This is a genomic window from Gluconobacter sp. GP1, assembly GCF_032913585.1.
In the GTDB taxonomy this organism is placed as follows: Bacteria; Pseudomonadota; Alphaproteobacteria; order Acetobacterales; family Acetobacteraceae; genus Gluconobacter; species Gluconobacter cerinus.
The window spans coordinates 73,669-98,611 of the sequence record NZ_JASGXC010000002.1 but is presented as its reverse complement, the minus strand read 5'-3'; the positions used below and the strand labels follow the sequence as shown (position 1 = coordinate 98,611).

General features: G+C 54.9%; 20 protein-coding genes. 10 read left to right on the top strand and 10 right to left on the bottom strand.

The annotated features are described in order from the left end of the window. Positions 1-85: 85 nt before the first annotated feature. The 3 genes from R5H23_RS04975 to R5H23_RS04965 all read right to left on the bottom strand — a co-directional run bounded on the left by R5H23_RS04975 (position 86) and on the right by R5H23_RS04965 (position 4,433). Complete coding sequence (locus R5H23_RS04975) at positions 86-841, bottom strand: tetratricopeptide repeat protein (RefSeq protein ID WP_317214681.1); 756 nt, start codon at positions 839-841, stop codon at positions 86-88. 81 nt (positions 842-922) lie between these two features. Beyond that, positions 923-3,250, bottom strand: a complete 2,328-nt coding sequence (locus tag R5H23_RS04970) for a TonB-dependent receptor domain-containing protein (RefSeq protein ID WP_317214680.1) — start codon at positions 3,248-3,250, stop codon at positions 923-925. A 235-nt stretch (positions 3,251-3,485) separates the two neighbouring features. Then, on the bottom strand, positions 3,486-4,433 hold the full coding sequence (locus tag R5H23_RS04965) for a LysR substrate-binding domain-containing protein (protein WP_317214679.1): 948 nt from the start codon (positions 4,431-4,433) through the stop codon (positions 3,486-3,488). Positions 4,434-4,623: 190 nt separating this feature from the next. Between R5H23_RS04965 and R5H23_RS04960 the strand changes: the two genes are divergently transcribed. The 4 genes from R5H23_RS04960 (at position 4,624) to R5H23_RS04945 (ending at position 11,012) form a co-directional block, all read left to right on the top strand. After that, the gene (locus R5H23_RS04960; RefSeq protein ID WP_317214678.1) at positions 4,624-6,282 is read left to right on the top strand and encodes an MFS transporter; all 1,659 of its coding nucleotides are present in this window, start codon (positions 4,624-4,626) and stop codon (positions 6,280-6,282) included. Positions 6,283-6,300: 18 nt separating this feature from the next. Continuing rightward, complete coding sequence (locus R5H23_RS04955; RefSeq protein WP_317214677.1) at positions 6,301-7,377, top strand: HlyD family secretion protein; 1,077 nt, start codon at positions 6,301-6,303, stop codon at positions 7,375-7,377. 8 nt (positions 7,378-7,385) lie between these two features. Then, positions 7,386-8,891, top strand: a complete 1,506-nt coding sequence (locus R5H23_RS04950) for an efflux transporter outer membrane subunit (protein ID WP_317214676.1) — start codon at positions 7,386-7,388, stop codon at positions 8,889-8,891. 318 nt (positions 8,892-9,209) lie between these two features. Beyond that, a complete protein-coding gene (locus R5H23_RS04945; RefSeq protein WP_211495879.1) occupies positions 9,210-11,012 on the top strand; it encodes a GGDEF domain-containing phosphodiesterase in 1,803 nt (600 codons plus the stop codon). An 85-nt stretch (positions 11,013-11,097) separates the two neighbouring features. On the opposite strand, the gene R5H23_RS04940 is transcribed toward R5H23_RS04945, so the two are convergent. Continuing rightward, entirely contained in the window at positions 11,098-13,362 is a 2,265-nt protein-coding gene (locus R5H23_RS04940; protein ID WP_317214675.1) for a TonB-dependent receptor domain-containing protein, read from the bottom strand. Between the two features lie 169 nt (positions 13,363-13,531). Between R5H23_RS04940 and R5H23_RS04935 the strand changes: the two genes are divergently transcribed. Further along, positions 13,532-15,799 (top strand): TonB-dependent receptor, encoded by a 2,268-nt coding sequence (locus R5H23_RS04935; RefSeq protein WP_317214673.1) that lies wholly within the window; start codon positions 13,532-13,534, stop codon positions 15,797-15,799. A gap of 9 nt (positions 15,800-15,808) precedes the next feature. Here the strand turns inward: R5H23_RS04935 and R5H23_RS04930 are convergent, their stop codons facing one another. Further along, entirely contained in the window at positions 15,809-16,462 is a 654-nt protein-coding gene (locus R5H23_RS04930; RefSeq protein ID WP_167386102.1) for a TetR/AcrR family transcriptional regulator, read from the bottom strand. Positions 16,463-16,930: 468 nt separating this feature from the next. On the opposite strand from R5H23_RS04930, the gene R5H23_RS04925 reads away from it, so the two are divergent. After that, on the top strand, positions 16,931-17,254 hold the full coding sequence (locus tag R5H23_RS04925) for a hypothetical protein (protein ID WP_317214672.1): 324 nt from the start codon (positions 16,931-16,933) through the stop codon (positions 17,252-17,254). Positions 17,255-17,278: 24 nt separating this feature from the next. Here R5H23_RS04925 and R5H23_RS04920 read toward each other — a convergent pair whose 3' ends face one another. From R5H23_RS04920 to R5H23_RS04905, 4 genes are all read right to left on the bottom strand, one after another. Next, positions 17,279-17,824 (bottom strand): cupin domain-containing protein, encoded by a 546-nt coding sequence (locus R5H23_RS04920; RefSeq protein WP_064273653.1) that lies wholly within the window; start codon positions 17,822-17,824, stop codon positions 17,279-17,281. Positions 17,825-18,098: 274 nt separating this feature from the next. Then, positions 18,099-18,866 carry a sulfite exporter TauE/SafE family protein gene (locus R5H23_RS04915; RefSeq protein ID WP_317214671.1) on the bottom strand — a complete coding sequence of 256 codons (768 nt, stop codon included), beginning with the start codon at positions 18,864-18,866 and terminating at the stop codon, positions 18,099-18,101. A 15-nt stretch (positions 18,867-18,881) separates the two neighbouring features. Then, positions 18,882-20,567, bottom strand: a complete 1,686-nt coding sequence (locus R5H23_RS04910; RefSeq protein ID WP_317214670.1) for a TIGR01244 family sulfur transferase — start codon at positions 20,565-20,567, stop codon at positions 18,882-18,884. Positions 20,568-20,608: 41 nt separating this feature from the next. Next, positions 20,609-21,535, bottom strand: a complete 927-nt coding sequence (locus tag R5H23_RS04905; protein WP_317214669.1) for an MBL fold metallo-hydrolase — start codon at positions 21,533-21,535, stop codon at positions 20,609-20,611. A gap of 105 nt (positions 21,536-21,640) precedes the next feature. On the opposite strand from R5H23_RS04905, the gene R5H23_RS04900 reads away from it, so the two are divergent. The 4 genes from R5H23_RS04900 to R5H23_RS04885 all read left to right on the top strand — a co-directional run bounded on the left by R5H23_RS04900 (position 21,641) and on the right by R5H23_RS04885 (position 24,268). After that, positions 21,641-22,285 carry a peroxiredoxin gene (locus R5H23_RS04900; RefSeq protein ID WP_211510031.1) on the top strand — a complete coding sequence of 215 codons (645 nt, stop codon included), beginning with the start codon at positions 21,641-21,643 and terminating at the stop codon, positions 22,283-22,285. After that, positions 22,282-22,683, top strand: coding sequence for a helix-turn-helix transcriptional regulator (locus R5H23_RS04895; protein ID WP_046900104.1), 402 nt, complete (start codon positions 22,282-22,284; stop codon positions 22,681-22,683). Before R5H23_RS04900 ends, R5H23_RS04895 begins: the two co-directional genes overlap by 4 nt. A 96-nt stretch (positions 22,684-22,779) precedes the next feature. Beyond that, positions 22,780-23,037, top strand: a complete 258-nt coding sequence (locus tag R5H23_RS04890; protein ID WP_408874334.1) for a hypothetical protein — start codon at positions 22,780-22,782, stop codon at positions 23,035-23,037. 142 nt (positions 23,038-23,179) lie between these two features. After that, a complete protein-coding gene (locus R5H23_RS04885; RefSeq protein ID WP_046900105.1) occupies positions 23,180-24,268 on the top strand; it encodes a LacI family DNA-binding transcriptional regulator in 1,089 nt (362 codons plus the stop codon). An 11-nt stretch (positions 24,269-24,279) separates the two neighbouring features. On the opposite strand, the gene R5H23_RS04880 is transcribed toward R5H23_RS04885, so the two are convergent. Then, entirely contained in the window at positions 24,280-24,942 is a 663-nt protein-coding gene (locus R5H23_RS04880) for an HAD family hydrolase (protein WP_317214667.1), read from the bottom strand. Between the last annotated feature and the right edge of the window lies 1 nt (position 24,943).

Below are 24,943 nucleotides of genomic sequence, written 5' to 3'. Positions count from 1 at the left end.
TTCAGTAGCTCGATCATATGACATCGCTTGCCCGTCATGCGCTGCGACAGAAGTGTATGCATTTGTAAGCCCAATGCAGACGTCGCTACTCCGCACATAATCTTTCGCCGGACGAAAGCTGATCGAATGTGGTGGAGACAATGCGGGGCGGCTCTTTCTGTGCAAGCTGCCGGATGGCCTGTGCTTTCACGGCATGCAAAGCAGAATTTTCACTAAGCCCAATCAGACCAATAATAGCCTGGGAAACATCCGGGAAACCGGATTGCAAAGCCCTCTGGAAACAGGATACCGCAACAGGGACATCCTGCTGTGCCAGCGCAAGACGTGCGAGATTAAGGTCTGCCCAGCAGTCCCCTCCTTCCGATGCTGCCTGAAAGAAAACTTTCGCACCTTCCGGATCAGGCACCCCGCTGATGCCGTCTTCGTGCAGAAGCCCCAACATATTGAGGGCTTTCACATTGCCTTTTTCGGCAGACGATACATAGAGCCGGTAGGCGCGCGCGCGGTTCTTTGGAACCCCATCTCCCAGCAACAGAAGATCCGCCAGATTGAACATGGCCCACGTTTCTCCGCGGGCGGCGGCTGTCTCAAAATATGCGGCGGCCTGAACGGGGTTACGCGGGACGCCCCACCCTCTCTCATACGCGCGACCAAGCATATTCACGGCGACCGGATGACCACTCCGTGCAGCCGCTTCAAAATATGGAAAAGCCTCAGCCAGCCACCCCCTATCCACATGCATTTGGCCCAAAAGCAATTGGGCCTGTACCTGCGGAGGGCAACTCACCACTGGCATTTCGTTTTCAAAATCTGGACCAACGGGCTGTCCGCACGACGCCATGATATTTCACCGATACTCACCATAAAAACCCTCCCGGCCAATGACCGGAAGGGCTGCAAACAGTTTTGTCTGAAGCTCGCTTCAGAAATTGAGGCCAAAGCTTCCCATGAACGTCCGCCCTGACATCGGAACAGCGCGGCTAGAGCTGAACGCTGAACCATAATTCAGATGGTTGGTCAGATTATTGGCATTAAACTGCACATGATAACGGCCGTAGTCGTAGGACACGATGCCGTTCAGCGAGAAGTTGTAAGGCATGCGCGCCGTATTGGCCTCGTTAGCCCAGTAGCCGGAGCTGTACTGTGCACCGCCGCCAGCCTTCAGCGTACCCTGCCCTGCTCTCAGCACCATATGCGACAGGTTGTAGGTGCTCCAGACCGAGAACGTATTGTGCGGAAGCTGAGGCGCCTGATTACCATACATCGTAGCGCTGTTCGTCACTTTGCCGCCCATATATGCGTAGGTGGCATAGATATCCCAGGCCTGCGTGATCTTGCCAGTCGCACTCAGCTCAACACCGCGGATCCGGCGGCCTGTTCCAGCATCCTGGAAACCCGTGATGATGCTGCCATCGTCATCATACGTGTAAGAGTTGTTCTGGTTGATCTGGAACAGTGCTCCCGTCACACCGAGGCGCTTGTTGAAGAAATCCAGCTTGCTTCCAACTTCAAACAGATCACTGCGCTGCGGTTTCAGATCACGACCATTGACCGCAACGTCGCCGACGCTGGCCTGATTGGTGATCTGGGAAGACACATCCGTTCCGACAGGCTTGTAAGAGCGAGCAAACGTGAAATAGACGGTCGCATCTTTGGTGATGTCATACATGATGCTGGCAGACGGACTGAACTTGTTGGAGCTCTGCGCCTGTGTACCAGAAGAGGCAGCCGCAGCACTCCAGTACGTGCTCTTATAGCTATCCCAGCGGAACGTTCCGAAAATGGACAGTTTCTTGGTGAGGTGAATTTTATCAGCCAGGAACAGGCCCAGATCACGGAAATCTGCGGTCCGATGCCCGCTGGATGGCCAGGTGATATATGTGCCCGGCGAAGAGTAGTACGGGTTGCGGATGGTCTGATTGTTCGTCCGGTTCACATACGTGCCCATGATCCGATCGTCCTTGGTGTAGTTGATATCCACACCAGCCCGCAGATCATGCTTCAGGAACCACGTGTCAAATTTCGAACGCGTCATCATAACGTTCTGAATGCCCCAGCCATCCTGCTGGTAAGCAGCACCACCGCCTGCGCCGTAGGCCAGAGACGGATTTCCCCCGGCAAGAAAACTGGAAGCACAGGTGCCAGAACAGGCACTGGGGTTAGTCGCTGCGTAATCACGATGATAATGGCTGAAACGCGTGTCGTTGCTGAGTGTCAGCCACTTCGCAATTTCAGTTGCGAATTTCGACGTGACCATGTGGATATTGGAATTATCCCGGTCAAAGCTACGCGTATATGTCGTGTTTCGGTTCAATCCGTGTTCGGTAATTGGCGTGTACGTATTGCCAATCTGGATCATCGGCACACCGTAATCTGGCGTTCCGCGGCTTCCGAGCCACTGATAGTTCAGGTGATAAGTCGTTTTCGTTCCCAAACCAAAACCAAGATCAGCCGCCACGCCATAACGGTCTGACCGAACATTATTCCGGTCTGTCACGTCCTGCTTGTTGTACATGCCGTTCACGCGAAGAGCAGTATGTTTGCCAAGCTGGTAATTGACGTCTGCGGAACCGCGATACTGCATCCCGCTTCCGATGGACTGATCCAGGGCGTAATGATTTCCAAGATGCGCCTTTTTCAGCGTCTGGTTGATCACACCGCCCACGTTACCCGCACCGAAATACTCGCCGCTCGGGCCTTTGACCACTTCAACACTTTCGGTGTTGAATGTGTCACGCACATAGGTGCCGAAATCCCGCAAACCATCTTCGTAAATGTCACCGCGGGCCTGCTGGCCACGAATACGGAACTGATCGCCATTCAGGCCGCCGTTCCCCTCACCGGTAGACATGGTGATGCCCGGAACATTCGCCAGAGCTTGATCCAGCGTGAACAGACGCTGCTGTTCGATCAACGCCTTGGGAACAACGCTGATGATCTGAGGCGTTTCCCGAACGGTATCCGGCATACGCCCGATATCGAGTGTGGTGTTGTTCGTATTGGTCTGTTCCGGCGCAGCCGTGTCGGTCTGTCCGTGAACTTTAACAGCAGGAAGACTGACGGAAGCCGCATCGTTGGCAGCCCCGGCATCCTGAGCGTCTGCCTCTCCGGTTTCCGTCACGCCCAGCCCGGCCCCCAGAGCCAGAAGCGCCAGTTTCTGCCATTTGACGGTGGAGGATTGACCTGCCTCGGTGGAAATCAGGCTATCTGTCAGAGATCGCGGGCTGAGATGTTCGTTTTTCGAAGGCATGAAACCACCTGAACTGATTGGCCGACAGCACACAGACGAAACAGTCGCCAGCCTTGATCATCCGGAACGATCCCGCCGCCATCACCGCATTCAAGCAGACGGCTTATTCGGGAAATGCATTCCTCCAAGACCATGCACATCACATCTGCATGCCGAAACTGGCGCTATCTTCCTCAGAACGAGTGCGAATGCAAATGATTCTCAACAATAATATAAAATATTCTTCAAACACATCTCACTCAGTGCGAATTCGCCACAGTTCCTGCCGCACGGCATGGTGCACGGTTTCACGCAGCCAGCGGTGCAACTGGTCCATATCAACGCGTGGATGCCAGGCCTGAAAAGGCCGAACGGGCGGCAGTTCGAACGGAAATTCGAAGCTGTCCAACCCCATGCGTTCAAGCGGAAAACGCTCAATAACAGTTCTGGGCAAAGGCAGAATCAGATCAGTTTCGCCAATGGCCGCGATCAGAGAATGATAGGTCGGCACAACCATCGCAATCCGGCGTGACAACCCATAGCGTTCCTTCAAGATCGCATCGATCGGTCCGTTCGAGCGGCCTTTTCTGGACACACTCACATGGTCGTACGCGGCCAGAGACTGAGGCGTTATCTTATCCTTCAGGATAGGATGGCCTTTCCGGACCAGCGCACTAAACGACGTTTCAAACAGGGTTTGTCGCATGATTTCAGGACTCAGTTCATCCGTCGCGCCAATATAAAGATCAATCTTGTTCCCCCGCAGAGCTTCGCTGGCCGTGCCTTCGGATTCCGGTGAGAACACGATCCGGCAGTCAGGGCACTCCTTTTGCAGCGCCTGAAGAATGGGGCGCCCGAACGCTCCCACCACAATATCATTCGCCCGGATGGTGAACTTCGGGGACATGGCTTTCAGGTTCAGCGTGGCGCCATCGTTGAGCAGGTCATCCGCTTCCCGAACGAGCGTCTGCACACGATCCCGAATACGGTTCGCAAAGGCCGTCGCCACCATACGTCGCCCTGACATGACAAGAATCGGATCCCCGAACACGGTTCTCAAACGCGCAAGATGCCGGCTCATGGCGGGCTCACTCACCTTGAGACGGCGCGCTGCGAGGGAGACGCTCTGCTCCTCCACCAGCACCTGAAGGTAACGCAGAAGATCCAGATCATAACGGCGTCCGAGAGGCTGCTTGTCTGACATGCGACATCCTTCCTGCGAGTAACGGCAAACGTTCCTGTGAGCATAAACAGGAACGATGCGGTCCAACATACAGAAATGAAAGACTTCTCGCTCACCCTTCCGAAAAATGGAATCCTCACTTACCCGAAGTGAGGGTTTTCTGCGGCCACCATGCCTCGATAGATGCGCTCAGACACCAAGAGAGCAGCTGATGGCATTACCTTCACAAACCGCAGCGCCACCCGCGCAACCGTCTTACATGCCCCCCTTCGGGATGCGCACCCTGATCGGGTGCGTTGGCATGTTGCTGGCCGTTCATGTTGCGGGGTTCAACGAACACATCACCGAAATCGGCCTGTCGGACATTCGTGGCGCCATGCATATCGGCCATGATGAAGGCACCTGGTTCATCTCGACCTACGAAGCCTTCAACATTGCCGCCATGGCCTTCACGCCATGGTTTTACATGACGTTCTCGATCTACCGGTTTTCGATCTTCATGACGGCAGTGCTTGCCCTGCTGTCCATTCCGCTGCCGTTCATGCCGGACATGATTTCCCTGTGTTTTCTGCGCGCAGCACAAGGTCTGAGCGCGGGATGTCTGCCGCCTGTCCTGATGACGGTCATGCTCAAATACCTTCCGCCCCCCATCAAGGTGTTTGGTATTGGGGGTTACGCCATGAGTGCGACCTTTGGCCCTAATCTGGGCGGCCCACTGGAAGCCTTATGGTTCGAGCATTTCGGCTGGCACTGGCTGTACTGGGAAGTCATCCCTCTCAGTGCGATAGCCATTGCCATGATGGCTTATGGCCTTCCCAAAGACCCCGTACATCTCGAACGTTTCATGAAGTTCAACTGGCGCGGGTTCTTCATTGGTGTGCCGTCCATTCTCTGTGTCGTGACGGTTCTCTATCAGGGAGACCGGCTGGACTGGTTCCGCTCTCCCATTATTTCCCATCTGACATTCTGGGGAGGCGCCCTGTTTCTGGGCTTCCTGTTCCACGAATGGCACCATCACACACCATTTTTCCGGCTCCAGTACTGGAAGAACCGTAACATCGCCATGTCGATGCTCACGCTTGTGGGGGTCCTGGTGATCTGTGGCCTCATGATGGAGGTTCCATCCACCTATCTGGCAGAAGTCCGGGGGTATCGCCCATCGCAGACGGCACCTATTGCGCTCATGGTTGCCCTGCCACAGCTCATCATGCTGCCGCTGACGGCGGCTCTTTGCAATATGCGTTCAGTGGACTGCCGCTATCTGCTCGGCATTGGCATGAGTTGCCTCGGACTGGCTGCATTCCTTGGAACGTGGCTCACACCGGACTGGGTACGGGATAATTTCTATCTTCTGCAGGGCCTCCAGATCGTGGGGCAGCCCATGGTGGTCATTCCCGTCCTGATGCTGGCCACGATGTCTCTCGGACCGGCAGATGGACCATTCATTTCCGGCATGGTGAATATGCTCAAAGGCATGGCGAACGCTGTTGCTGCGGCCTTGTTCGAAATCCTGCTCAGACGGCGTGAACAATACCATTCCAACATGCTGCTCGACCGTTCCGGCAACAATGCGACGGCATTGTCAGGCATGGGAAATCCGATCGAGAACGCCATCCAGAACAGCTCACCTGACAGTGCACATGTCTCACGCAATGCGCTGCAGATCTTCCACACCTACGTGCATGAACAGTCCGTCGTGCTTGCTCTGGCAGACATATACCTCGTGATTGCAGTGCTGTGCGCAGCTTACGTCGTTCTGGCCATTATCCTGCCCAAACGCGTTTATCCGCCCGGTAAAGGCCCGGCGCCCAAACCTGCACCCGCTCCCACCTCTGTTCCGGCGGCTCCCCTCTCCGCCCCCGCCCATTAAGATCCGGATCTCTTAGACATGATTTATGGAAAGCCTCTTCTTCTCGCCGGGTGTGCCGTCGTGGTGCTGGCCGGACTGGCCTGGAGCGCCGATCGCTTCTTCGTGGGTGACGGCGTGCACCAGAAGACCAATGATGCTTACGTCACGGCCGACTTCACAGCCGTCGCCCCGAAGGTGTCCGGCCGTATCGACCGCGTTCTGGCGGAAGACAACGAATACGTTCACGCGGGGGAAGAACTTGCCCACATCGAAGACGATGACTATCGCGCAGCGCTTGCGGCAGCCAAGGGCGATGTAGCCGCAGCCGAAGGCGAAGTTGGTAATTTACAGGCAGCCCTCGCACGGCAGGACAGCCTGATCGCCGCCGCATCCGATACCGTCAAAGCTGACGAAGCCAGCTTTGTCTTCGCCCAGCAAAATGCAACGCGCTACCACAATCTGTCTGCCGGGGGTGCCAGCACTCTGGAGCAGCAACAGGGCGCGGATGCCCGTCTTCGTGAAGCCATGGCGGCCATCGCGCGCGACAAAGCAGGTGTGGACAGCGCGAAACAACAAATTCCCGTTCTTCAGGCTCAGATTCAGCGTGCTCAAGGCGCTCTGCTCAAGACACAGAGCACAGAACATCAGGCCGAACTCAATCTGTCTTATTGCACCATTCCTGCCCCGGTTGATGGCATTATCGGTGAGCGTGGCGTCCGCGTGGGTGCGTATGTGCACCCCGGCACAGGTCTGCTGGCTGTCGTGCCGGTACAGAAAGCTTATGTCCTCGCTAACTTTCAAGAAACCCAACTGACCAAAATGCAAACAGGTCAGCGGGCAACCATCTGGGTCGATACCTTCCCCGGTCATCCTCTCCATGCCCACGTGGACAGTCTGGCTCCTGCGACTGGCGTGGCCTTTGCAGCAATCCAGCCCGATAATGCAACGGGCAACTTTACGAAGGTGGTCCAGCGCGTCCCGGTCAAACTCACATTCGATGCAGGACAGCCTTTGGCGGCCAAGGTCCGTGTCGGCATGTCTGTTGAAGCGGAAGTTGATACAGCCTCACAGCCTGAAGGCCCCCACGCCCGCGACAACCGTTACGCCTGGCAGTGAGACACCCCATGCGCCTTTCTTTTTTCTCCCGGGTTACGGCCCTGCTGTCCGTCACGGCCCTGACTGCGTGTACGGTCGGTCCGGACTATCACGCCCCACCAGATCACGCGCCCGCGCAATACCACCAGAGCGTTACACCGGCCGCAGATCATCCGACGCAGGCTGCACTCGATCCACAATGGTGGCGTCTCTACAACGACCCGGTGCTGACACAGCTTGAAGCTGACGTGGCCCGCAACAACCTTGATCTGCGAACAGCAGCCCTGAATCTGGCTGAAAGCACCGCAGAACGACGGATTGCCAGTGCCGCGCAAATGCCCCGCCTGGATGGAGCAGCGTCCTACGCACGGGAGCGCGCCAGCACCAACGGTATCCTTGGACTTCTGGGAACAACCGAGCAGGCCAGTCCCGGCGATATTGCCAGTGGTGCGCAGGGATTTGGCCCAGCCGCCGCTGATGGCGCGAAGGGCAATCCCTCTTTCAACCTTCCCCAATACGGCTTGAGTGCGTCTTGGGAAGTTGATTTCTGGGGGCATGTCCGGCGGCAGGTTGAAGCCGCCACAGCGGCCATGCATGCAACGGAAGACATGCAGCGCAATGTGCTTGTCTCCCTCATGGCGGAGACCGCACAGGACTATATTGCACTCCGTAATGTGCAGGCACAGATCGCCATTACCCAGCAGAGCATCGACATTGCCCATCACAGCGTGGCCCTGACAACGCTGCGCTTTACACAGGGAACTGCCACAAAACTGGATGTCGCCTATTCCCGTGGACAGATGCACAGCTTCGAAGCCCGTCTGCCTCCTCTGAAAAGCCAGAGTGTGCATCTGATCAATGCCCTCAGTTTCCTTGTGGCACGTGAACCCGGTGCCTTGGCCAGCACACTGAACAAACCGGGCATTATTCCGCCCGTCCCAACCAACATTCCAACAGGCCTGCCCTCTCAACTCGCGGACCGGAGACCGGATATTCGCGCGGCCAAAGAACGCCTGCATGCTGCAACGGCAAGTATCGGTGTGGCGATTGCAGACTTCTACCCACGCATCACATTGTCTGGCAGCCTGGATATTCAGGCACTCCAGTTCAGCGGACTTGGATCATGGGCTTCGCGTCAGTACGGCTTTGGCCCAACCATGACATTGCCCCTTTTTGAGGGCGGACGTCTGACAGGACAATTGCACCTTCGCAAGGCCCAGCAGAAGGAAGCCGCCATTGCTCTGCAGCGCACAATCCTCCATGCATGGGAAGAAATAGATGATGCCATGACGGACCTTAGTACAGCTCAGGACCGCCAGAAACGGCTTGAAGAAAGCGTTACCGAGAACGAAACGGCCGTTCACATTGCCCAGCTACAATACAGTCAGGGTGCGGGCGACTTCCTGAACGTTCTCACTGCACAAAATGCGCTTCTCGCAACACGCAGCGCCCTTTCCGAGGCCAGAGCAGGCGTTTCCGTTTCAATGACACATCTTTACCGCGCTCTAGGGGGCGGTTGGGAAGGCTCTCTTTAAGCACTCCGGATATTCCCAATCCGACATTCTGTCGTTCGGTGCCCCACCAGCCGGACGACAGATCTGACACCTTTTCGGTGCATCCTCTGCTGAGGATAAATTCAGCAAATCCATGAAATACCGTGCGCTAAAGCCCTTCTGTATTTCCCAGAAAGCTATTTCTGGCGAACAGAACGCTTTTGCCTTAACGCTTATGACCTGAAAAAAGGTCTTTTTGTGATATTATCTTTCAGATATACCCACACAAAAGAACGTTGTTAGTATTTTTTTAGTGTTTTCTCGCGACACTCGGATTTATGGTCAAGCGGGACAGGCTTAGTGAACACTTTTCAGGAACAGAATTTCGGAACTTATCTTGAATCACTTCAGGCATGGTCCGAAAGTTCTCACGATTCCTTTGTTCTCCATGCTCTTGATTGCTCGGCTATTGTTGCCGTAACGAATACTAAAGGAAAAATTCTTTCCGTTAATGAAAAATTCGTTGAAATCAGTGGCTATTCCAGGGCTGAACTGATTGGGCAAGATCATCGAATGCTTCATTCAGGCGTTCATGATTCTAATTTTTTCCAGAAGATGTACCGCACCATCGCGCAAGGTGGCGTTTGGCACGGTGAGATCTGCAATAAAAAGAAGAACGGAAAATTATACTGGGTCGATACGACTATTGTTCCCCGATGCAATGAAAAAGGGAAAGTCATCAACTATGTGGCCATCCGCTTTGACATCACCGCCCGTAAACGTGCCGAACAACGCCTGACAGCAAACCGGCTGAAACTGCAGGAAGCCGTCAACACTGACTTCCTGACCAATATCTCCAACCGCACATCATTTTCACAGTATCTGAAGGTCCTTTTCGCACAGGAACATCCGGACAACCGGCATTTCTGCCTGTGCCTGCTCGATATCGATACGTTCAAGATCATCAATGATACATCGGGCCATGAGTCCGGTGATCGCCTGCTGAAAAAAATTGCAGGTCGCCTGAAGACCTTTCAGTCGACCGACTGTTTCATCGCACGCATTGGTGGCGACGAATTTGCCATCATCATGGTGTCAAACGATCCACAGATCTTTGAAATCAAGCTTCAGAAAATTCTTGAAGCCATGCGATTTCGGTTTCGCAGCGGCAGTTTGACGCATCTGTGCAGCGCCAGTCTGGGATATGCCGTCTCAAAACTGAATGACAGTCGGAAACGCGAAATTCTACGCTGTGCAGACCTTGCACTTTACGAAGCCAAAGCAGACGGCCGTAATAGAATCAAAAAATATGCTCCTTTCATGAAAGAAAAAACGGAGCGTCGTTCCCGGCTACGGACAGCCATGCAAGCCGCGTTGAAAAAGAAGCAGTTCAAACTTTTCTATCAGCTTGTTCTCCCTTTAAATCAGGAACGCCCTCCCTCCTTCGAGGCTCTCTTACGGTGGGATCATCCAGAGCGCGGTCTTCTCAGCCCGCAATATTTTTATGATGCTTTCGACGATGCCGAGCTCAGTATTGCAATTGGAAATTTCGTGCTGCGACAGGCTCTCACGGACATCCGGTATCTGCTGCAACACAAGATTCCTTTTGACCGCATTTCCATCAACGTAACGTCAGATGATTTTCGGGATCATAATTTTACGGAACGGCTTTTCCGTGAAATGAAGAAATATGCTGTCCCGGCTGAAAAACTAACAATCGAGATTACGGAAAAAATTCTCTTCGGCCAGCACAACCAGCATATTCTGGACGAACTCAAGAAACTCAATCGCGCCGGCGTCCAGATTTCACTGGATGACTTCGGAACCGGCTTTGCGTCTCTCACCCATCTCCGAACCGTGACATTCGATCATATCAAGATCGACCGCGTCTTTACCTCAGGCGTTACGGAACGCGGCATCGATACGGCCATTATCCAAGGTGTTATCGATATTGTTCACAGCATGAACCGTGTTGTTGTCGCGGAAGGCGTAGAAACAGCTGAGCAAGCGGAAGAACTGCGCCTGATGGGATGTGACTTCCTGCAAGGCTGGCATTTTTCAAAAGCCGTTCCCTTGTCTCAAATCCCACACGTTCTGAACATGGACGGCCCACCCTGGATCAGAAGTGAATCGATCGTCCCTGAAATGGATGTTGCAGAATAGGCCTTTTCAGCCGCGTTCCATACAAAAACGGAGGCAGACTGCTTTCGCAGCTGCCCCCGCTCTTAACTACGGATAGTTCAGACGATCAGAACCGCTGATCAATACCGGTCAGGATTGTACGGCGCAGACCATATTGTGGCGCACCGACACCAATTCCACTGCCATCACGCAGAAGATACGTCTTGTCGAACAGATTGGTGACGTCGAGACGAACCTGCGTCTGCTTCAGGAACGGAACGTGGAACAGATCCTTGAAGGACTGAACCAGCGACAGGTTGAACGTCGCATACTGCGGAACGGACGCACTATTCGGCGTCGCCCCATCTGCTCTCAGACCACTTCCATAAACCATCGTTGCTGATAGACGCAGCGGATGACCAGTTCTGTAGAACGCCGTGTAGCTCGTCCCCGCAGAAGCCGTCCAACGCTGATCATGATCAAGATGGACCCAGTGCTTCTTGATATACGACAGATCTTCCGGATCGAAGTTCCATTCACCAGACACCACATCCTTGCCGATAGCGCGCGACCAGGAAAAGTTGCCGTAAACACTGAAGGCACCCCGTGTGTAGTCTGTGGAGAACTCGTACCCGTGGACCTGGCCACGACGATAGTTGAACACAGACAGGATGACTGGGGAGCCAAACTGCCCTTCGTCGATCATGTTCTTCGCCAGCTTGACGTAAGCATCAAACGACGCATGCCAGCCCGGCAGAATCGTCTGGGAGAAACCTGCGTCAAAGTAATGGTCGCGCTCAGCCTTGACCGTGCTGTTTTTGTAGTTGGCGGGCTGAGCGGAGGTGCCAGTGTATTTGTACAGGGCCGTTCCGGTCACGAGTTCGAACGGCGGTGGCGTGAAGTAACGGGAATAGCCTGCGTGGAAGGTTCCACCATGCCAGGGCTTATAAACGATATTGATGCGTGGGCTGACCTGCTTTGAATGGGTGTATTCATCCACACCGTCAAAGCGCAGACCGTAATTGATGGTCAGGTTCTTGATAGGGCGCCATTCATCCTGAGCGTACAGACCGTACATCCAGCCAGTCCGGCCAGAACCATCATGAATATTGGTCGTATCGCCAGAGTAAACGGCATTGCCGTCATCATCTTCACCCGTCTGCGTATAAACGGTTGAATCAGACTTGGACGTATTACGCTCAACATAGACCTGATAGCCGAAACGGACGGTATGGTTCTTCGCGGCCTGCCAGGTCGCATCCGTCTGGTTGCCGGTTGAGAAAACCGAGCGCGCTGCGCGCTGTGCAATACCGTTATAAACCAGATCGCCCAGCGGATCAGGCGAGTAACGCAGGGAGCTGTATCGCAGCACGGCAGACGTCTGGAAGCTCAGGCGGCCCATGTCCTTCTGAAGGGACAACATGCCGAAATCCGTGATTTCCTTCTGGTGCTCGCTCAGGCTGTTACTATCGCCGTTTCCATACTGGTTCTGGGACAGGGTGCTGCCCGTATAGGACGGATTGGCAAACTGGCGCTGCTGACCCGGATTATTCGGGAGCTGATATTCGGCATTGGAAACACCGGCAGTCAGGCTGATCCGGGTATTTTCATCAACCGTGTAACGGGCGTGACCGAGGAAGTGATACTGATTGGTCAGATCGTGAATCGCATTGAAGCTGGGGGTGGTATTTTCAATGCCAACACGGTTGTGGACATAATCAGCCGTAGCGAACCAGTCCCACTTCCCCTTGTGACCACCATATTGCAGAGACGGGAAGAAATAGTCGCGCGCGCCACCGTAGATGGAGATGCTGCCGCCGGGATCGGAATAGCCGTTCTTGGTGTTGATATCGATCACACCAGCCTGAAGAAATCCGTACTCGCTAGGGAGCGCGCCCGTCGTCAGGGACATGGAATGTGCGAAGCGGGTCATCAGCGCCTGACCGAAGACACTCATGCCTTCAGGCAGAGCTACACCATCCAGACGGAACTGAACTTCGTTATGGTCGCCACGAACATGGATCTGGCCATAACTATCCTGCGCAACACCCGGAGCCTGAAGCAGAACAGACGTAAGGGGAGCATTATCACCGCCCGGATTAGTCTCAATATCCTGACGGCTGAAATGATAGGTCGTGGCACCCGTGGAAGACTGAAGCGCATCTCGGGCACGTTCCAGATGGGCATTGACGACAATATTGTCTTCCCCTTGACGGCTCGTTTCCGTCACGGTTGTGCCGTGCTGGTCGTCAGAATGACCGAAGCTGGAACGGGACGTTTCCGTATCGGTTGTCGTGCCTGTCGTTGCGTCCTGAGCATATGCCGTACCACACAGGGCAGTCGTGCACCCAAGCAGCAGAATAAAAGATCGAGCAGACACAAAAGGCAGCATGTTGTCCTCAGAAGGCGAAGAAGGTTCTAAGTGCGACTCCTTATTATGTTATATCATAACAAATCAAGCAGAACTGGACCTTTTCCCTCCTGATTGTTGGCTCTGCAGTTCACGTGCGGTATAAAAGCCACAATTTCCCGTTCTTCCGCTCCCGGAGACCAGTGTCCCCATGTCGTTCCGCAGGGTTCTTCTTCTCGGAGCCAGTCTTGCTGGCCTCCCATCAGCTCTGTGGGCAGCGCCTGCCGTACAACAGCATGACAAGACACCCCGGCACACACACCCGAAATCAGTTAATGCGCAGGCTGATGAGACGATCAAAGTCAGTGTCAAACGAACGGATTTTGCCTTCCAGGCCGCACAAGAACAGCCGGATGCAGACACGCGTCTGACTGCCGAGCGACTGATCGAACGTGGCGTTGTCACGTTACGGGATGTCGAACGCGTGGCCCCCAATCTGACGATCCAGTCCATTAACGGAACGGCTTCCACAAACTTCTACCTTCGCGGGGTCGGCTTCAACGATTTCACGCAAAACAACATTCCGACCGTTCTGACCTATTTCGATGACGTGCCTTTTGCGTTTTCAACCATGGCCAGTGGCCTGATGTTCGATCTGGCAGATGCAACTATCACTCCTGGCCCAGTCGGCACCATGCACGGACAGTCTGACACAGGCGGTGAGGTCCGTTTTCGGACAGCGGACCCAACAAGCACCTGGCACTATGGCGCGAGCGAAGACATAGCATCCTACGCCCGTAGCCGGAGCGAAGCCTATGTGTCCGGCCCCTTGGCGAAAGGACTGGATTTCCGTCTTGCCGGTCAGACGCGACAGGGTGGTGGCTGGCAGACCAATCCTCTCACGGGGGCACATCTTGGGGATGCGGATTCCTGGGCCCTACGCGGCAAGCTCCGCTGGCGCCCCGATAGTCGCACGACCATCATGTTATCTGGTCATTTCGTGCAGGATAACAGCGAAGTCGTCACAGGCGTTCCGGTCTATCGCCTGATCGGCTCACAGGGCCTGCCCTCACTGGGACGACAGCAAGCTGAATGGTCTCTTAAGCCTCAGTTCGCCGATCTGATCGGCCGACCTCGCAGCCTCAAGCCAAGCGAGCACAACCAGTTCTGGGGTTTCGACCTGCATATGGACCGTGATCTCGGCTTTGCCAAAATCACCTCCATCAGCGCTTTTGAGACGGAACGCCAGGGAGAGTATACGGATCAGGACGGCACATCTGCGTCACAGGCGGATACGTACCGGACGATCAGTGCGAACGCATTTACGCAGGAGTTGCGCCTGTCTTCAAACGACCCGAACAGTCGTTTGCAATGGGTTGTCGGAGCATTTTATCAGCGCAGCCGTATGAAACAGCGCTTCCTGTTCGATTACACAGACTACTCGGCCCGTGGTTATATGATGTCCACCAATTTCGGAATGAACCAGGAAAGTACGTCCGAGTTCGGTCACATCAGCTATCGTCTGCCGCACAACGTCACGCTGTTTGGTGGCCTACTGCATGAAATCGACGACCGCTCTCTGACAGGTCTGAAATCAGAAATTTTTGGCGGCTCGACACATGTTTTTCAGCCTGAAAGCACTGCCTCGGCTCAGTTCGCAGGACAAGTCGGCGTGTCTTGGCAGATGTTGCAGAGCACGATGGTGTATTACAAGCTGAGCAAAGGTTTCAAACCTGGCGGGTTCAGCGCTAACAATACCCAGATTCAGGCGCAGCTCGATCCGTTTGGCCCGGAAACAGTTCTAACCCACGAAGTCGGCTTCAAAAGTGATCCAATCCCGGGAAAGCTCCGCCTGAATGGCGCGGCCTTCTATAATGATTTCCATGGACAGCAGGTTGTCGGGACCGTGATGATCCCGAATTACGGCCCACTCAGCGAAATCACCAATGTCCCAAAGTCCGAAAGCTGGGGCTTTGAGGGTACGGTGGAAATGCACCCGGTTCGGCATGTCTTTGTCACGCAGAACATTGGCTGGCAGCGTGGCAATTATCAGGATTTTCCGAACGTCAATCGTGCTGCGACAAACGCCTATTATGCCAAGACAGGTGTCTGGAAGGCCATTAACAATAACTTCGCTGGTGTTGATAACGGCCAGCCAAAACTCACCCTGAACGGACAGGCAGAGTGGCGGCAGGCACTGACTGACCATCTGGGACTGGATATTGGCCCGGATTGGTCTTATCGCGGCAGCCAGGCCATTGCCGTAGGAGGCACCGGCTTTTATCGCCTGCCTCCCTACTTCCTACTCGGCGCCCATGCGACCCTTCGCCCCTCATCCGGGCACTGGGAAGCAACGATTTACGCTTCGAACATCCTGAACCGCCAGTATTTCGAAAGCGGAGGAATGGCGACAACAACGTATTTCTACATTCCCGGCACACCACGTTTCATCGGCGGCCGCGTCTCCTGTGGCTTCTGAAACACGCCCCTATTGGCGCGTCCCAATCAGGCAGCGGGTCAAAGCCTTGAGGTCACGGATATTGACTTCCGTGTCGATGCTCTTGTTCCACAGCGTATCCATGGCACGGAAGTGGATGGTGCTGAGAATGACATCCAGAACCGTATCCGCCGGATAGCAGAAAGCCTCTTCGTCTCGCTTTTTTGCGCGCTCAAGAAAGCGATGCATCTGCTGTCGGGCTGGCTCAATACTGACTTCGCGAAGCACAGTGCCGAATTCCGGGTTATGCACGGCTTCACCCAGGAGCGTACCATATGTGCGGCCCAGCGGAGTTGCCAGGAACCGAATACGCGCTTCGATCAACTGGTCGACGTCTCCCAGAAAACTGCCCGTATCGATTTCAGGCGTGAGGCTGAACTTCCACTGACGGATGGCATCAAAGAACATGGCCTGCTTGGTAGGCCACCGGCGATAGACCGTCGCGGTAGACACACCTGCCTGTTTGGCAACTTTTCCGATCGTGAGGCCCTGATAGCCCTCTTCCGTCAGGACCGTGGCAATCGCTGAAAGAATCGTATCCTTCAGCAGAAGATTGATAGGCCTGCCCGGTGAGCGACTGACCCTCATATCTGCCAGATGCGGCGGAAAAGCTTCCTTTACCGCTAAAGATGATGACTGGGACATGCCCTGCCTCCCTGATTGAATAAGGTCTTGCATCTAGCCTTAACGAAACCGAGAGGCTTTCCACAAGCCTTAAGATTGGTGCGTTTCTCCTAAAAAACACCCCTCATGAAATTGTGAGCAGTGAACGGTAAAGTTCAGGACCAATCATTTCTGCCCATTTTGGACGGGATAGCGAAGTGAGGCCGATCTCTTTATATATTTCTGTGAACACGAGCCGGACCCTGCGTTCAGACGCGTGCCCTGTCTGCACTGGCGCGATGGATCACGCATTACGCCTGGCTCTTCGGGTTCGAAAACCTCACCATTCTCGATAACGACTCAGTCGATCCACAGACAATATCCATCTGTGATGACGGGCAACATGAGCCGCGCTCAGCGATCCGCGATGAGTTCAAGAGTACTGTTTTCACTTATCTGCATGACCATCACCTTCCCTATGCGGCCTGGAGGGATCGCCTGAAAAACAAAGTGACAGGGCTTGTCGATGCTGATGATGAGGCTGCTCTCCGCGCATACCTGACCAAACCTCATGCAGAAGGTGCTCATGCTGTTCAGGCTCTTCTGGTAACAGCCGAAGAATACACGCATCTGTATGATGACAGCGTGCGCGTTTTCATAGGGATTGGCTCAACAGAGCTCGCTTTCATTGAGGGGCCGGGACTAGCCACGACATTGTGGAACAGTGAGGCCTATCTTGCTGCCCATCGTGATGTAAGGCGCCACTACACAATCGGCCCGCTACAACATTATCTACGCGACGGCTTCAGGGAAAAGCGCGCACTGACGGCATAGAGCCATTAGCGCTTGCGGCGTTTTTTAAAACGTCGGAGGTGTACACGAACTGATCACTTCGCAGGCTTCGTCACTGATACAGCGAAAGCGGTGAGGCTTGCGACTGTCAAAGTAATAGGCGTCTCCCGGCCCAAGAATATGGGACTGGTTCTCCACCGTCACCTCCACCTGACCGCGAATGACAACGCCAGCCTCTTCACCGTCATGCGCATACGCGACACCCGTATCAGCCCCAGGATCATAACGCTCGTGCAGGACCTGGAGCGCGCGACCAAACAGGTTGCCGCCGATCTGACGCAGAGAAATACCGCTCTGCCCAATTTCAGTTAAATCATCAGCCAGATAGAAGTATTTTTCCTGTCCTTCTGTCTCGAAACTGAAGAAATCGCCAAGTGTGACGGGAATACCGTCCAGAACACGTTTCAAAGTGCCGATTGAGGGGTTCATATCCCCCGACTCAATCAGGGAAATTGTGGAATTGGTGACACCGGTACGCTTGGCCAACTCACGCTGGGAAAGATTTTTTGCAACACGAACGAGCCGCAACCGCTGACCAACATCCGTCACCATTCATTCTCCCAATCGTCTGACCATTACATCTCAGTATGTCATAACGATTGAGGAATGGAACACGAAAAAAGACCGATACACCAATGAGATGCTGGCAAATTACCCTTTCGGTGTCCTCGTTTTGATAGACGCGTTCAAAAACCCCTCACAGGTTTCTTTCAGCTCTTCCTGAAGCTTAGTATTTCCTGCCTGAAACAGGATAATTAATTTAATTATGAATGCACCAACACCACATCACAGATGATGGACGTAGCCAGAAATCCAATATGCAAGTTTAGATGATAGTAAGACTCCGCCAGATCATATACGTAGCCACCACAAAGATCACACATGCAAAGAACGTAGTCAGAGTACCACCGGCTCCCGCCAGGCGTCGGGCTGCTGAGGTCCCCAGCGTACTACCCACCACACCGCCAAGAACAAAAAGCGCGCCCATCGTCCAGTCAACGTACCCGGACAGCATGTAGCTGAGAGCAGTACTGGCCCCAAAAGCAGCAACGGCGACCAGAGACGTCCCTATCGCATTCAGAATGGGCATTCTCGTGCAGGCAACCAGCGAGGGCACAATAAGAAACCCACCACCAATGCCAAAGAAGCCCGACAGGAGCCCTGTAGCCGTTCCGCTGGCCATGACCTTGGGCATATTGTCGCGATTACAGGCAGCGCCCGCGATGCCAGGGTTCCGACGTCCCCTAAGCATCAGAATACCGACAACAATCATCAGGACTGCAAAGCAAAGCAGCAGTTTTTGCCCGTCAACAGCCTTACCTAGCGCAGCACCCACCAGCGCCCCGACAACACCAAAAGGCGCAAAAACTGCTGCGCACCGCCATTTGACGGTTTTCTGTCGCGCATGACTGACAAGCCCCGCCAGTGCGTTGACGGCAACAGCCATGGCGCTTGTCCCGATCGCGACATGGGGATTTTTCACCCCCACGACATAGACCATCAGCGGAACGGCCAAGATTGATCCGCCACCGCCAATCAGCCCCAGCGTAAAACCGATAATGACACCACAGAACAGCTCAAGCGCGATTTGCATCAGTCTGACCGATACTTATTTCTTACCGGACTTCAGGGACTTAGGCGCAACGAAGAGCTCATGCCCCTTGAGCATTCCTTTCCAGTACAGAGCCGGCATGACGTATTTTTTGAGCCACCAAGCGAGGCGGGTCGCCTTCTGGCCATTGAGCAGCCACTTCGGCAACGTGGGCGCCAGCTTCCCGCCATAAGCGAACTCAGCAAGAACAATCTTGCCGTTCTCAACGGTCAAGGGACATGCGCCATATCCGTCATATCCAGACACCGGATCTTTGCGCTGCAGGAAGGCCAGAACATTCGTTGCAACCACAGGGGCCTGGACCCGCACAGCAGCTGCCGTCTTGGCGCAGGACGTTCCAATCACGTCACCAAGAGCAAAGATCTGCGGATACCGGACATGCTGGAGCGTCTCCGGATTCACTTCAACAAAACCGTCCGACCCGGCAATGGCACTTTCCCTGACAACCTTGGGAGAAACCTGAGGCGGCACAACATGCAGCATGTCAAACGTGCTCTCCACACGCTCCACGCCTGCGTCCGTCTTCCGCTCAAAAACAGCCGTCCGGGCAGGACCATTTACCTCGACCAGCTTTGATCCCAGATGGAGGGCGATACCGTAATCCCGCACATAATCCATCAAAGGGGGAACAAACTCTTTCACCCCAAACAGACCCGGCGTGGCCGTGTTGAATTCGACGGAAATATTCTTCAGAACGCTCCGACGACGCCAGGCGTCACTGGCCAGATACATGGCTTTTTGTGGAGCCCCGGCGCATTTGATGGGCATAGGCGGCTGCGTAAAAATAGCCTTGCCGCCCTTAAGCTTCTCAACCAGTTGCCACGTGTAAGGCGCCAGATCAAAGCGATAGTTGGACGTCACCCCGTTTTTGCCCAGCGTTTCACTCAGGCCAGGAATAGCGTCCCAGTTCAGGGAGATGCCTGTCGCTACAATCAGCGCATCATAGGACAGAACCGTGCCGTCCTTCAGGACAACCTCACGCGCCTCGGGGCGGAAAAGTTCAACAGACGTTTTCAGCCAGACAGCACCCTTGGGAATCAGGTCCTGTTCCCGACGACGTGTCTGGGATGCCTTGAAAACGCCGCCCCCTACGAGGGTCCAGCCCGGCTGATAGAAATGCTCTTCTGAGGGTTCAACAATTCCCAAAGCCAGAGCAGGATTGCGCTTGAGCAGACTGGCGGAGGCAGAAAGGCCGCCCGCACCGCCGCCGATAACCAGCACCTGAAAATGCCGCGCGCCTTCACGTGCAGCCATGGTCGGAGCAGGCACAGCATCCAAGCGCGACTTCAACCCACCCAGATCAATACCGGCACGCGCGGCATCTGCAAGAATTTCCGAAGCAGGACGTGTACCAGCTTCTGCGAGCGCCCATATCTGGGCAGCCCGTGTTCCTGACCGACAATAACCCACAACCGGAGCCGGAAGAGACGCCAGTGCCTCTCTGGCCTGCAACACCTGAGCATCGCTTGGCACCGTTCCCGCCTTCACAGGAATTGCGATAAACGCCAGCCCTTCCGCCTTTGCAACCGCTTCTACGGCCGCCGCATCCGGCTGATCCGGCGCTTCACCATCCGGGCGAAACGAAACGATGCTCCGGAAACCTTCGGCCTTAAGATCCGCAACATCCTGCGGCGTGACCTGAGGGGAAACAGCGTAGCGATCCGTTAAAGACGTGGTTGGCATGACGTGCTCTCCGACAAAAATATCTGAATCGGTCAACCGGCTCAGAGGCGATTGACGGGTATCTTGATGTAGCTGATGCCGTCAGCCTCTGGTTCTGGCATATGACCGCCACGCATATTGACCTGCACTGACGGCATCAGAAGCTTCGGCATCGCCAAGGTGGCGTCACGCGTTGTGCGCATCGCCACGAAATCTTCCTCGCTCACACCATCATGAACGTGAATATTATGAGCACGTTCCAGGGCCACAGTGGTCAGCCATGCGTAGTCATCGCGTTCCGGCGCTTTATAGTCATGGCAAAGAAAGAGGCGGGTTTCTTCCGGAAGAGAGAGAAGCCGACGGATGGACTGGAAAAGCTGACGGGCATCCCCACCCGGAAAATCGGCGCGTGCGGTCCCGAAGTCCGGCATGAAGATCGTATCGCCCACAAAGGCGCAGTTTCCGATCACGAACGCCATATCTGCTGGCGTATGGCCTGGCACGTGCAAGACCGTGACGGGCAGATCGCCAATGGAAAACGTCTCCCCATCCTGGAAAAGATGATCGAACTGAGATCCGTCCCGTGCAAAACGCGTACCCGCGTTAAAGATTTTCCCAAATACATTCTGGACGCGCACGATGTTCGCGCCAATTCCCAGTTTTCCGCCGAGCTGCTCCTGAAGCCAGGGCGCTGCAGACAGATGGTCGGCATGCGCATGGGTTTCCAGCTGCCAGTCAACAGACAACCCTTCCCGGCGCACATAATCTACAATCGCCTGCGCAGAGCCATTGGATGTCCGACCCGCAGCAGCATCATAGTCCAGCACGCTATCGAGGATCGCAGCGCGTTTGGTAATCGGGCAGTGAACAACGTGACTGGCTGTATTTGTCGCTTCATCAAAGAACGTGCAAACTACAGGGGATGGAACCTCACCACTCTGCACACGTCCAATCTGGGCAGTTGCAGCGTCAATGGCAGCATCAGGCATGGCGTTTTCACCTCTGGAGTTACACATTTCCAAGAAAACAATTATGTGTTTAATAAAGTAATAAACTATCAACAGTCAAGACCCGGACAGGCTGGATACAGCATCATGACAGGCCCACTCACTGAAGACTCCGCCTTTTTCCCCCTTCGCATAGGCGACGAGGCCCCCGATTTTACGGCACGCACAACCCACGGTGAATTCGTACTGAGTTCGCTGAGAGGCCGCTGGGTCATGCTGTTCGCACACCCGGCGGACTTCACACCCGTTTGCACGAGCGAGTTCATTGCCTTTGCCAAAGTGGAGACCTTTTTCCGCGAACGGAACTGCGTTCTCCTTGGGCTTTCTGCGGACAGTCTTCCCGCTCATCTGGCGTGGATTACGGCCATTGAAGAACGCTTCAATGTCCGCATTCCTTTCCCGATCGTTGAAGACCCCTCCATGGAGGTCGCCCGCGCCTACGGAATGATGGATCTGGAAGCACAGGACAGCGCCACGGTACGGTCCGTCTTTTTCATTGATCCGACGGGAATTATTCGCGCCATCCTGAGCTATCCTGCCAGCGTTGGCCGGTCAGTGGCCGAGTTGCAGCGTATGCTTTCCGCCTTGCAGGAAGTAGATCGCTCCAACGTGCTAACACCGGAAGGCTGGCAGCCTGGACAGGCCGCTATTGCTCCCCCTCTTCAGACCCAGGAAGCAGTTCAGAAAGCAGGTCCGAGCTGGTTCCTTCAGCCGAAGAAGCCGCGCCCATGACTCTTCTCGCCCTCGAAGAAAGCCGAAATCTTGCCGAATGGCTGCGCCTGCTCGCGCAGCCTCAACGCCTCATGATCCTGTCGGCCCTGCTCGATGGCTCACATGCTGTCAGTGAAATTGAGACCATGACAGGTATTGGCCAACCAACACTGAGCCAGCATCTCGGCACCCTCCGCCGCAGTGGACTGATTGAGTCTCAGCGAGAGTCCCGCGCCATCAGTTACTGCATGGCTGATACGCCTGATGCCGCTCGCGCCAGAATGCTCATCATGACACTCCGCCCTGACGGACTGGCAGTCTCACCAACAGCTACAGCCCCTTCACGCAAACCCGGTGCCCAACGTTCTTCCCTGGAAGGCGCAAGGTTTGCACGCATCGTCCGTCCGCTCTCCCGATAACCAGAACCCGGCTTGCACCACACCCTGTTTCACCGTGCGAGCCAACGGAAACTGTCCTGCTTATCAAACGCTTTTAGATGGAAAAGGAGAAGGTCCATGACCCGCTATCTGATGCTTCTGGCCTGCCTGACCGGTTTTGGCGCCCTGTCTGGCACGGCGTCAGCCGCGACACGCGACGAGCAGAAACAGGCCTGCCAAGGTGACGCCATCCGCCTGTGCACGTTTGCCATTCCTAACGAAGCCAAGATTACAGCCTGCATGAGAAAGAAGATGGATCAGCTCAGCCCGAAATGCCGGGCGATGTTTGAACCTGCTCCGCAGAAAAATACTGCGACAACAAAGCCAAAAAACTGAGACGTTTACCCTCTTGTCGTAATCGTGAAGATGGGCAGACGACGTTCAGACCAGCATTTACCTAAGGCACCTGCATATTAGGTGCCTTCTCGTTCTTCCGTCAGGATTGCACGAAGGCAGCGTTTTCATTATTGGATAACATATGAAAACAACCCGTCAGTACGGTCGTCGCAAGGTTACGCTCAAGGATGTAGCGGCACAGGTCGGGGTGTCCCACACGACAGTCTCGAATGCCTATATCCGGCCGGGCCAACTCTCGGCTGCGCTGAGGGAAAAGATCTTCGCAGCGGCCCAGGAGCTTGGATATACAGGCCCTGATCCAGCAGCGAAACAGCTTGCAACCGGGCATTCCGGGGCACTGGGCTTTCTCTTCAGTGAAGATCTCCCATACGCATTTTCTGATCCTGCCGTTCTCGCCGTCCTGAACGGCGTCGCGAAAAGCTGCGACGAAATGGAAACGGATCTGGCCCTGATTTCAGCAGGCAGCAGCCTCCGCAACATGAACACACCTGTTTCGCTCGGTAATGCTGCGGTCGACGGGTACATCCTTTATTCCGTGGCCCCCGATAGCCGGTGCGTTTTGATGGCGCAGCAGCGGAACGTTCCGCTCGTTGTGGTGGATCAGCCTCGTCTGGACAACGTGCCATATGTCGGCATTGATGACCGTGGAGCCGCCTACAACGCGGCAAAGACCCTGCTTGAGCTAGGACACCGTCGCTTCGGTATCCTGTCTCTCAAAACTGCCCATGACGACTATTTTGGCATCCTGACAGCCAAGCGTCGCGCCAATATTGCACACAGCACGATTGCCATGCGTCTTGAGGGGTACTTAACAGCCCTCCAGGAAGCCGGTATTGCCCCCGAAAACGTGCCGGCTTGGGAAATTCCGATCAACTCTGAAGAGTCCGGGGCTGAAGGCGCGCGCTTTCTGCTGAACCGGCAAAATGCACCGACAGCAATTCTGGCAATGAGCGACCGCGTTGCAATTGGCGCCATGCAGACAATTCGTGCGGCGGGTCTCAGCATTCCTGAAGACGTGTCGATTTTTGGATTTGATGACATTCCTGCCGCTGCCCTGTCGGACCTCAGCACAATCCGGCAGCCTCATGAACGCAAAGGCATGGAGGCAGTCCGTCTTCTAACCCAGCAGGACGGCCGCCAGAACAAGAACGTCATTCTGGAAACAGAACTCGTCGCTCGCGGCAGCATTGGTCCAGCCCCCAAGGGCTGAACCACACTGTATTAGCGGGCGACGTTCAGAAGCCCGGCAATACTGTCGATCTGGAAATCCGGCTTCAGGTCAATGCACTGCGTTGCAGACCCGTGCCCATAACTCGCCCAGCAGGATGCAATGCCACTATTGCGGGCAAATCCAAGATCTGCCGCCGTGTCGCCAACCATCAGAAAATCCGATGCGGGAACTTCCGGGAACAACGGCCGCACACGGTCCGTCATGACGCGGGGATCCGGCTTGTGCGGATAGTCTGGTTCGGACGCGATCACATTGCTGATCCACCCACCAAGCCCGAAGCGCTCGATACTGGCATGAACAGTTGGAGCATGTTTGTTGCTGAGAATTACCAGCGTTGCCCCGTCAGCCTTAAGATCGTCGAGCACTGACTTCACCCCGTCAAACAGGACGGTCTCTTCCTGATCGGCTTTAGGGTAATAAGCCCGATAATGACGAACAAAAGCCTTCGCATCATCAACATCACTGTCGGGAATGATCGCCTGAAACAGCGTCTGAAGCGTCCCACCCTTTGACAGTTGATGCTTCAGGGCGTCTGATGAAGGGCCCTTGTAGCCGCTGGCTTCAAAGGCTTCCTTCAGGCTGCGAAGAATGGCCGGCTGCGTTTCCGCCAGAGTACCATCGTAGTCGAGAAGAACGATCGGGAATCTTGTCATT

Excerpts from the sequence above, each read along its gene's own strand:
- R5H23_RS04975 (WP_317214681.1), bottom strand. The coding sequence starts at position 841 with ATGGCGTCGTGCGGACAGCCCGTTGGTCCAGATTTTGAAAACGAAATG.
- R5H23_RS04970 (WP_317214680.1), bottom strand. The coding sequence starts at position 3,250 with ATGCCTTCGAAAAACGAACATCTCAGCCCGCGATCTCTGACAGATAGC.
- R5H23_RS04965 (WP_317214679.1), bottom strand. The coding sequence starts at position 4,433 with ATGTCAGACAAGCAGCCTCTCGGACGCCGTTATGATCTGGATCTTCTG.
- R5H23_RS04960 (WP_317214678.1), top strand. The coding sequence starts at position 4,624 with ATGGCATTACCTTCACAAACCGCAGCGCCACCCGCGCAACCGTCTTAC.
- R5H23_RS04955 (WP_317214677.1), top strand. The coding sequence starts at position 6,301 with ATGATTTATGGAAAGCCTCTTCTTCTCGCCGGGTGTGCCGTCGTGGTG.
- R5H23_RS04950 (WP_317214676.1), top strand. The coding sequence starts at position 7,386 with ATGCGCCTTTCTTTTTTCTCCCGGGTTACGGCCCTGCTGTCCGTCACG.
- R5H23_RS04940 (WP_317214675.1), bottom strand. The coding sequence starts at position 13,362 with ATGCTGCCTTTTGTGTCTGCTCGATCTTTTATTCTGCTGCTTGGGTGC.
- R5H23_RS04935 (WP_317214673.1), top strand. The coding sequence starts at position 13,532 with ATGTCGTTCCGCAGGGTTCTTCTTCTCGGAGCCAGTCTTGCTGGCCTC.
- R5H23_RS04930 (WP_167386102.1), bottom strand. The coding sequence starts at position 16,462 with ATGTCCCAGTCATCATCTTTAGCGGTAAAGGAAGCTTTTCCGCCGCAT.
- R5H23_RS04920 (WP_064273653.1), bottom strand. The coding sequence starts at position 17,824 with ATGGTGACGGATGTTGGTCAGCGGTTGCGGCTCGTTCGTGTTGCAAAA.
- R5H23_RS04915 (WP_317214671.1), bottom strand. The coding sequence starts at position 18,866 with ATGCAAATCGCGCTTGAGCTGTTCTGTGGTGTCATTATCGGTTTTACG.
- R5H23_RS04910 (WP_317214670.1), bottom strand. The coding sequence starts at position 20,567 with ATGCCAACCACGTCTTTAACGGATCGCTACGCTGTTTCCCCTCAGGTC.
- R5H23_RS04905 (WP_317214669.1), bottom strand. The coding sequence starts at position 21,535 with ATGCCTGATGCTGCCATTGACGCTGCAACTGCCCAGATTGGACGTGTG.
- R5H23_RS04900 (WP_211510031.1), top strand. The coding sequence starts at position 21,641 with ATGACAGGCCCACTCACTGAAGACTCCGCCTTTTTCCCCCTTCGCATA.
- R5H23_RS04895 (WP_046900104.1), top strand. The coding sequence starts at position 22,282 with ATGACTCTTCTCGCCCTCGAAGAAAGCCGAAATCTTGCCGAATGGCTG.
- R5H23_RS04890 (WP_408874334.1), top strand. The coding sequence starts at position 22,780 with ATGACCCGCTATCTGATGCTTCTGGCCTGCCTGACCGGTTTTGGCGCC.
- R5H23_RS04885 (WP_046900105.1), top strand. The coding sequence starts at position 23,180 with ATGAAAACAACCCGTCAGTACGGTCGTCGCAAGGTTACGCTCAAGGAT.
- R5H23_RS04880 (WP_317214667.1), bottom strand. The coding sequence starts at position 24,942 with ATGACAAGATTCCCGATCGTTCTTCTCGACTACGATGGTACTCTGGCG.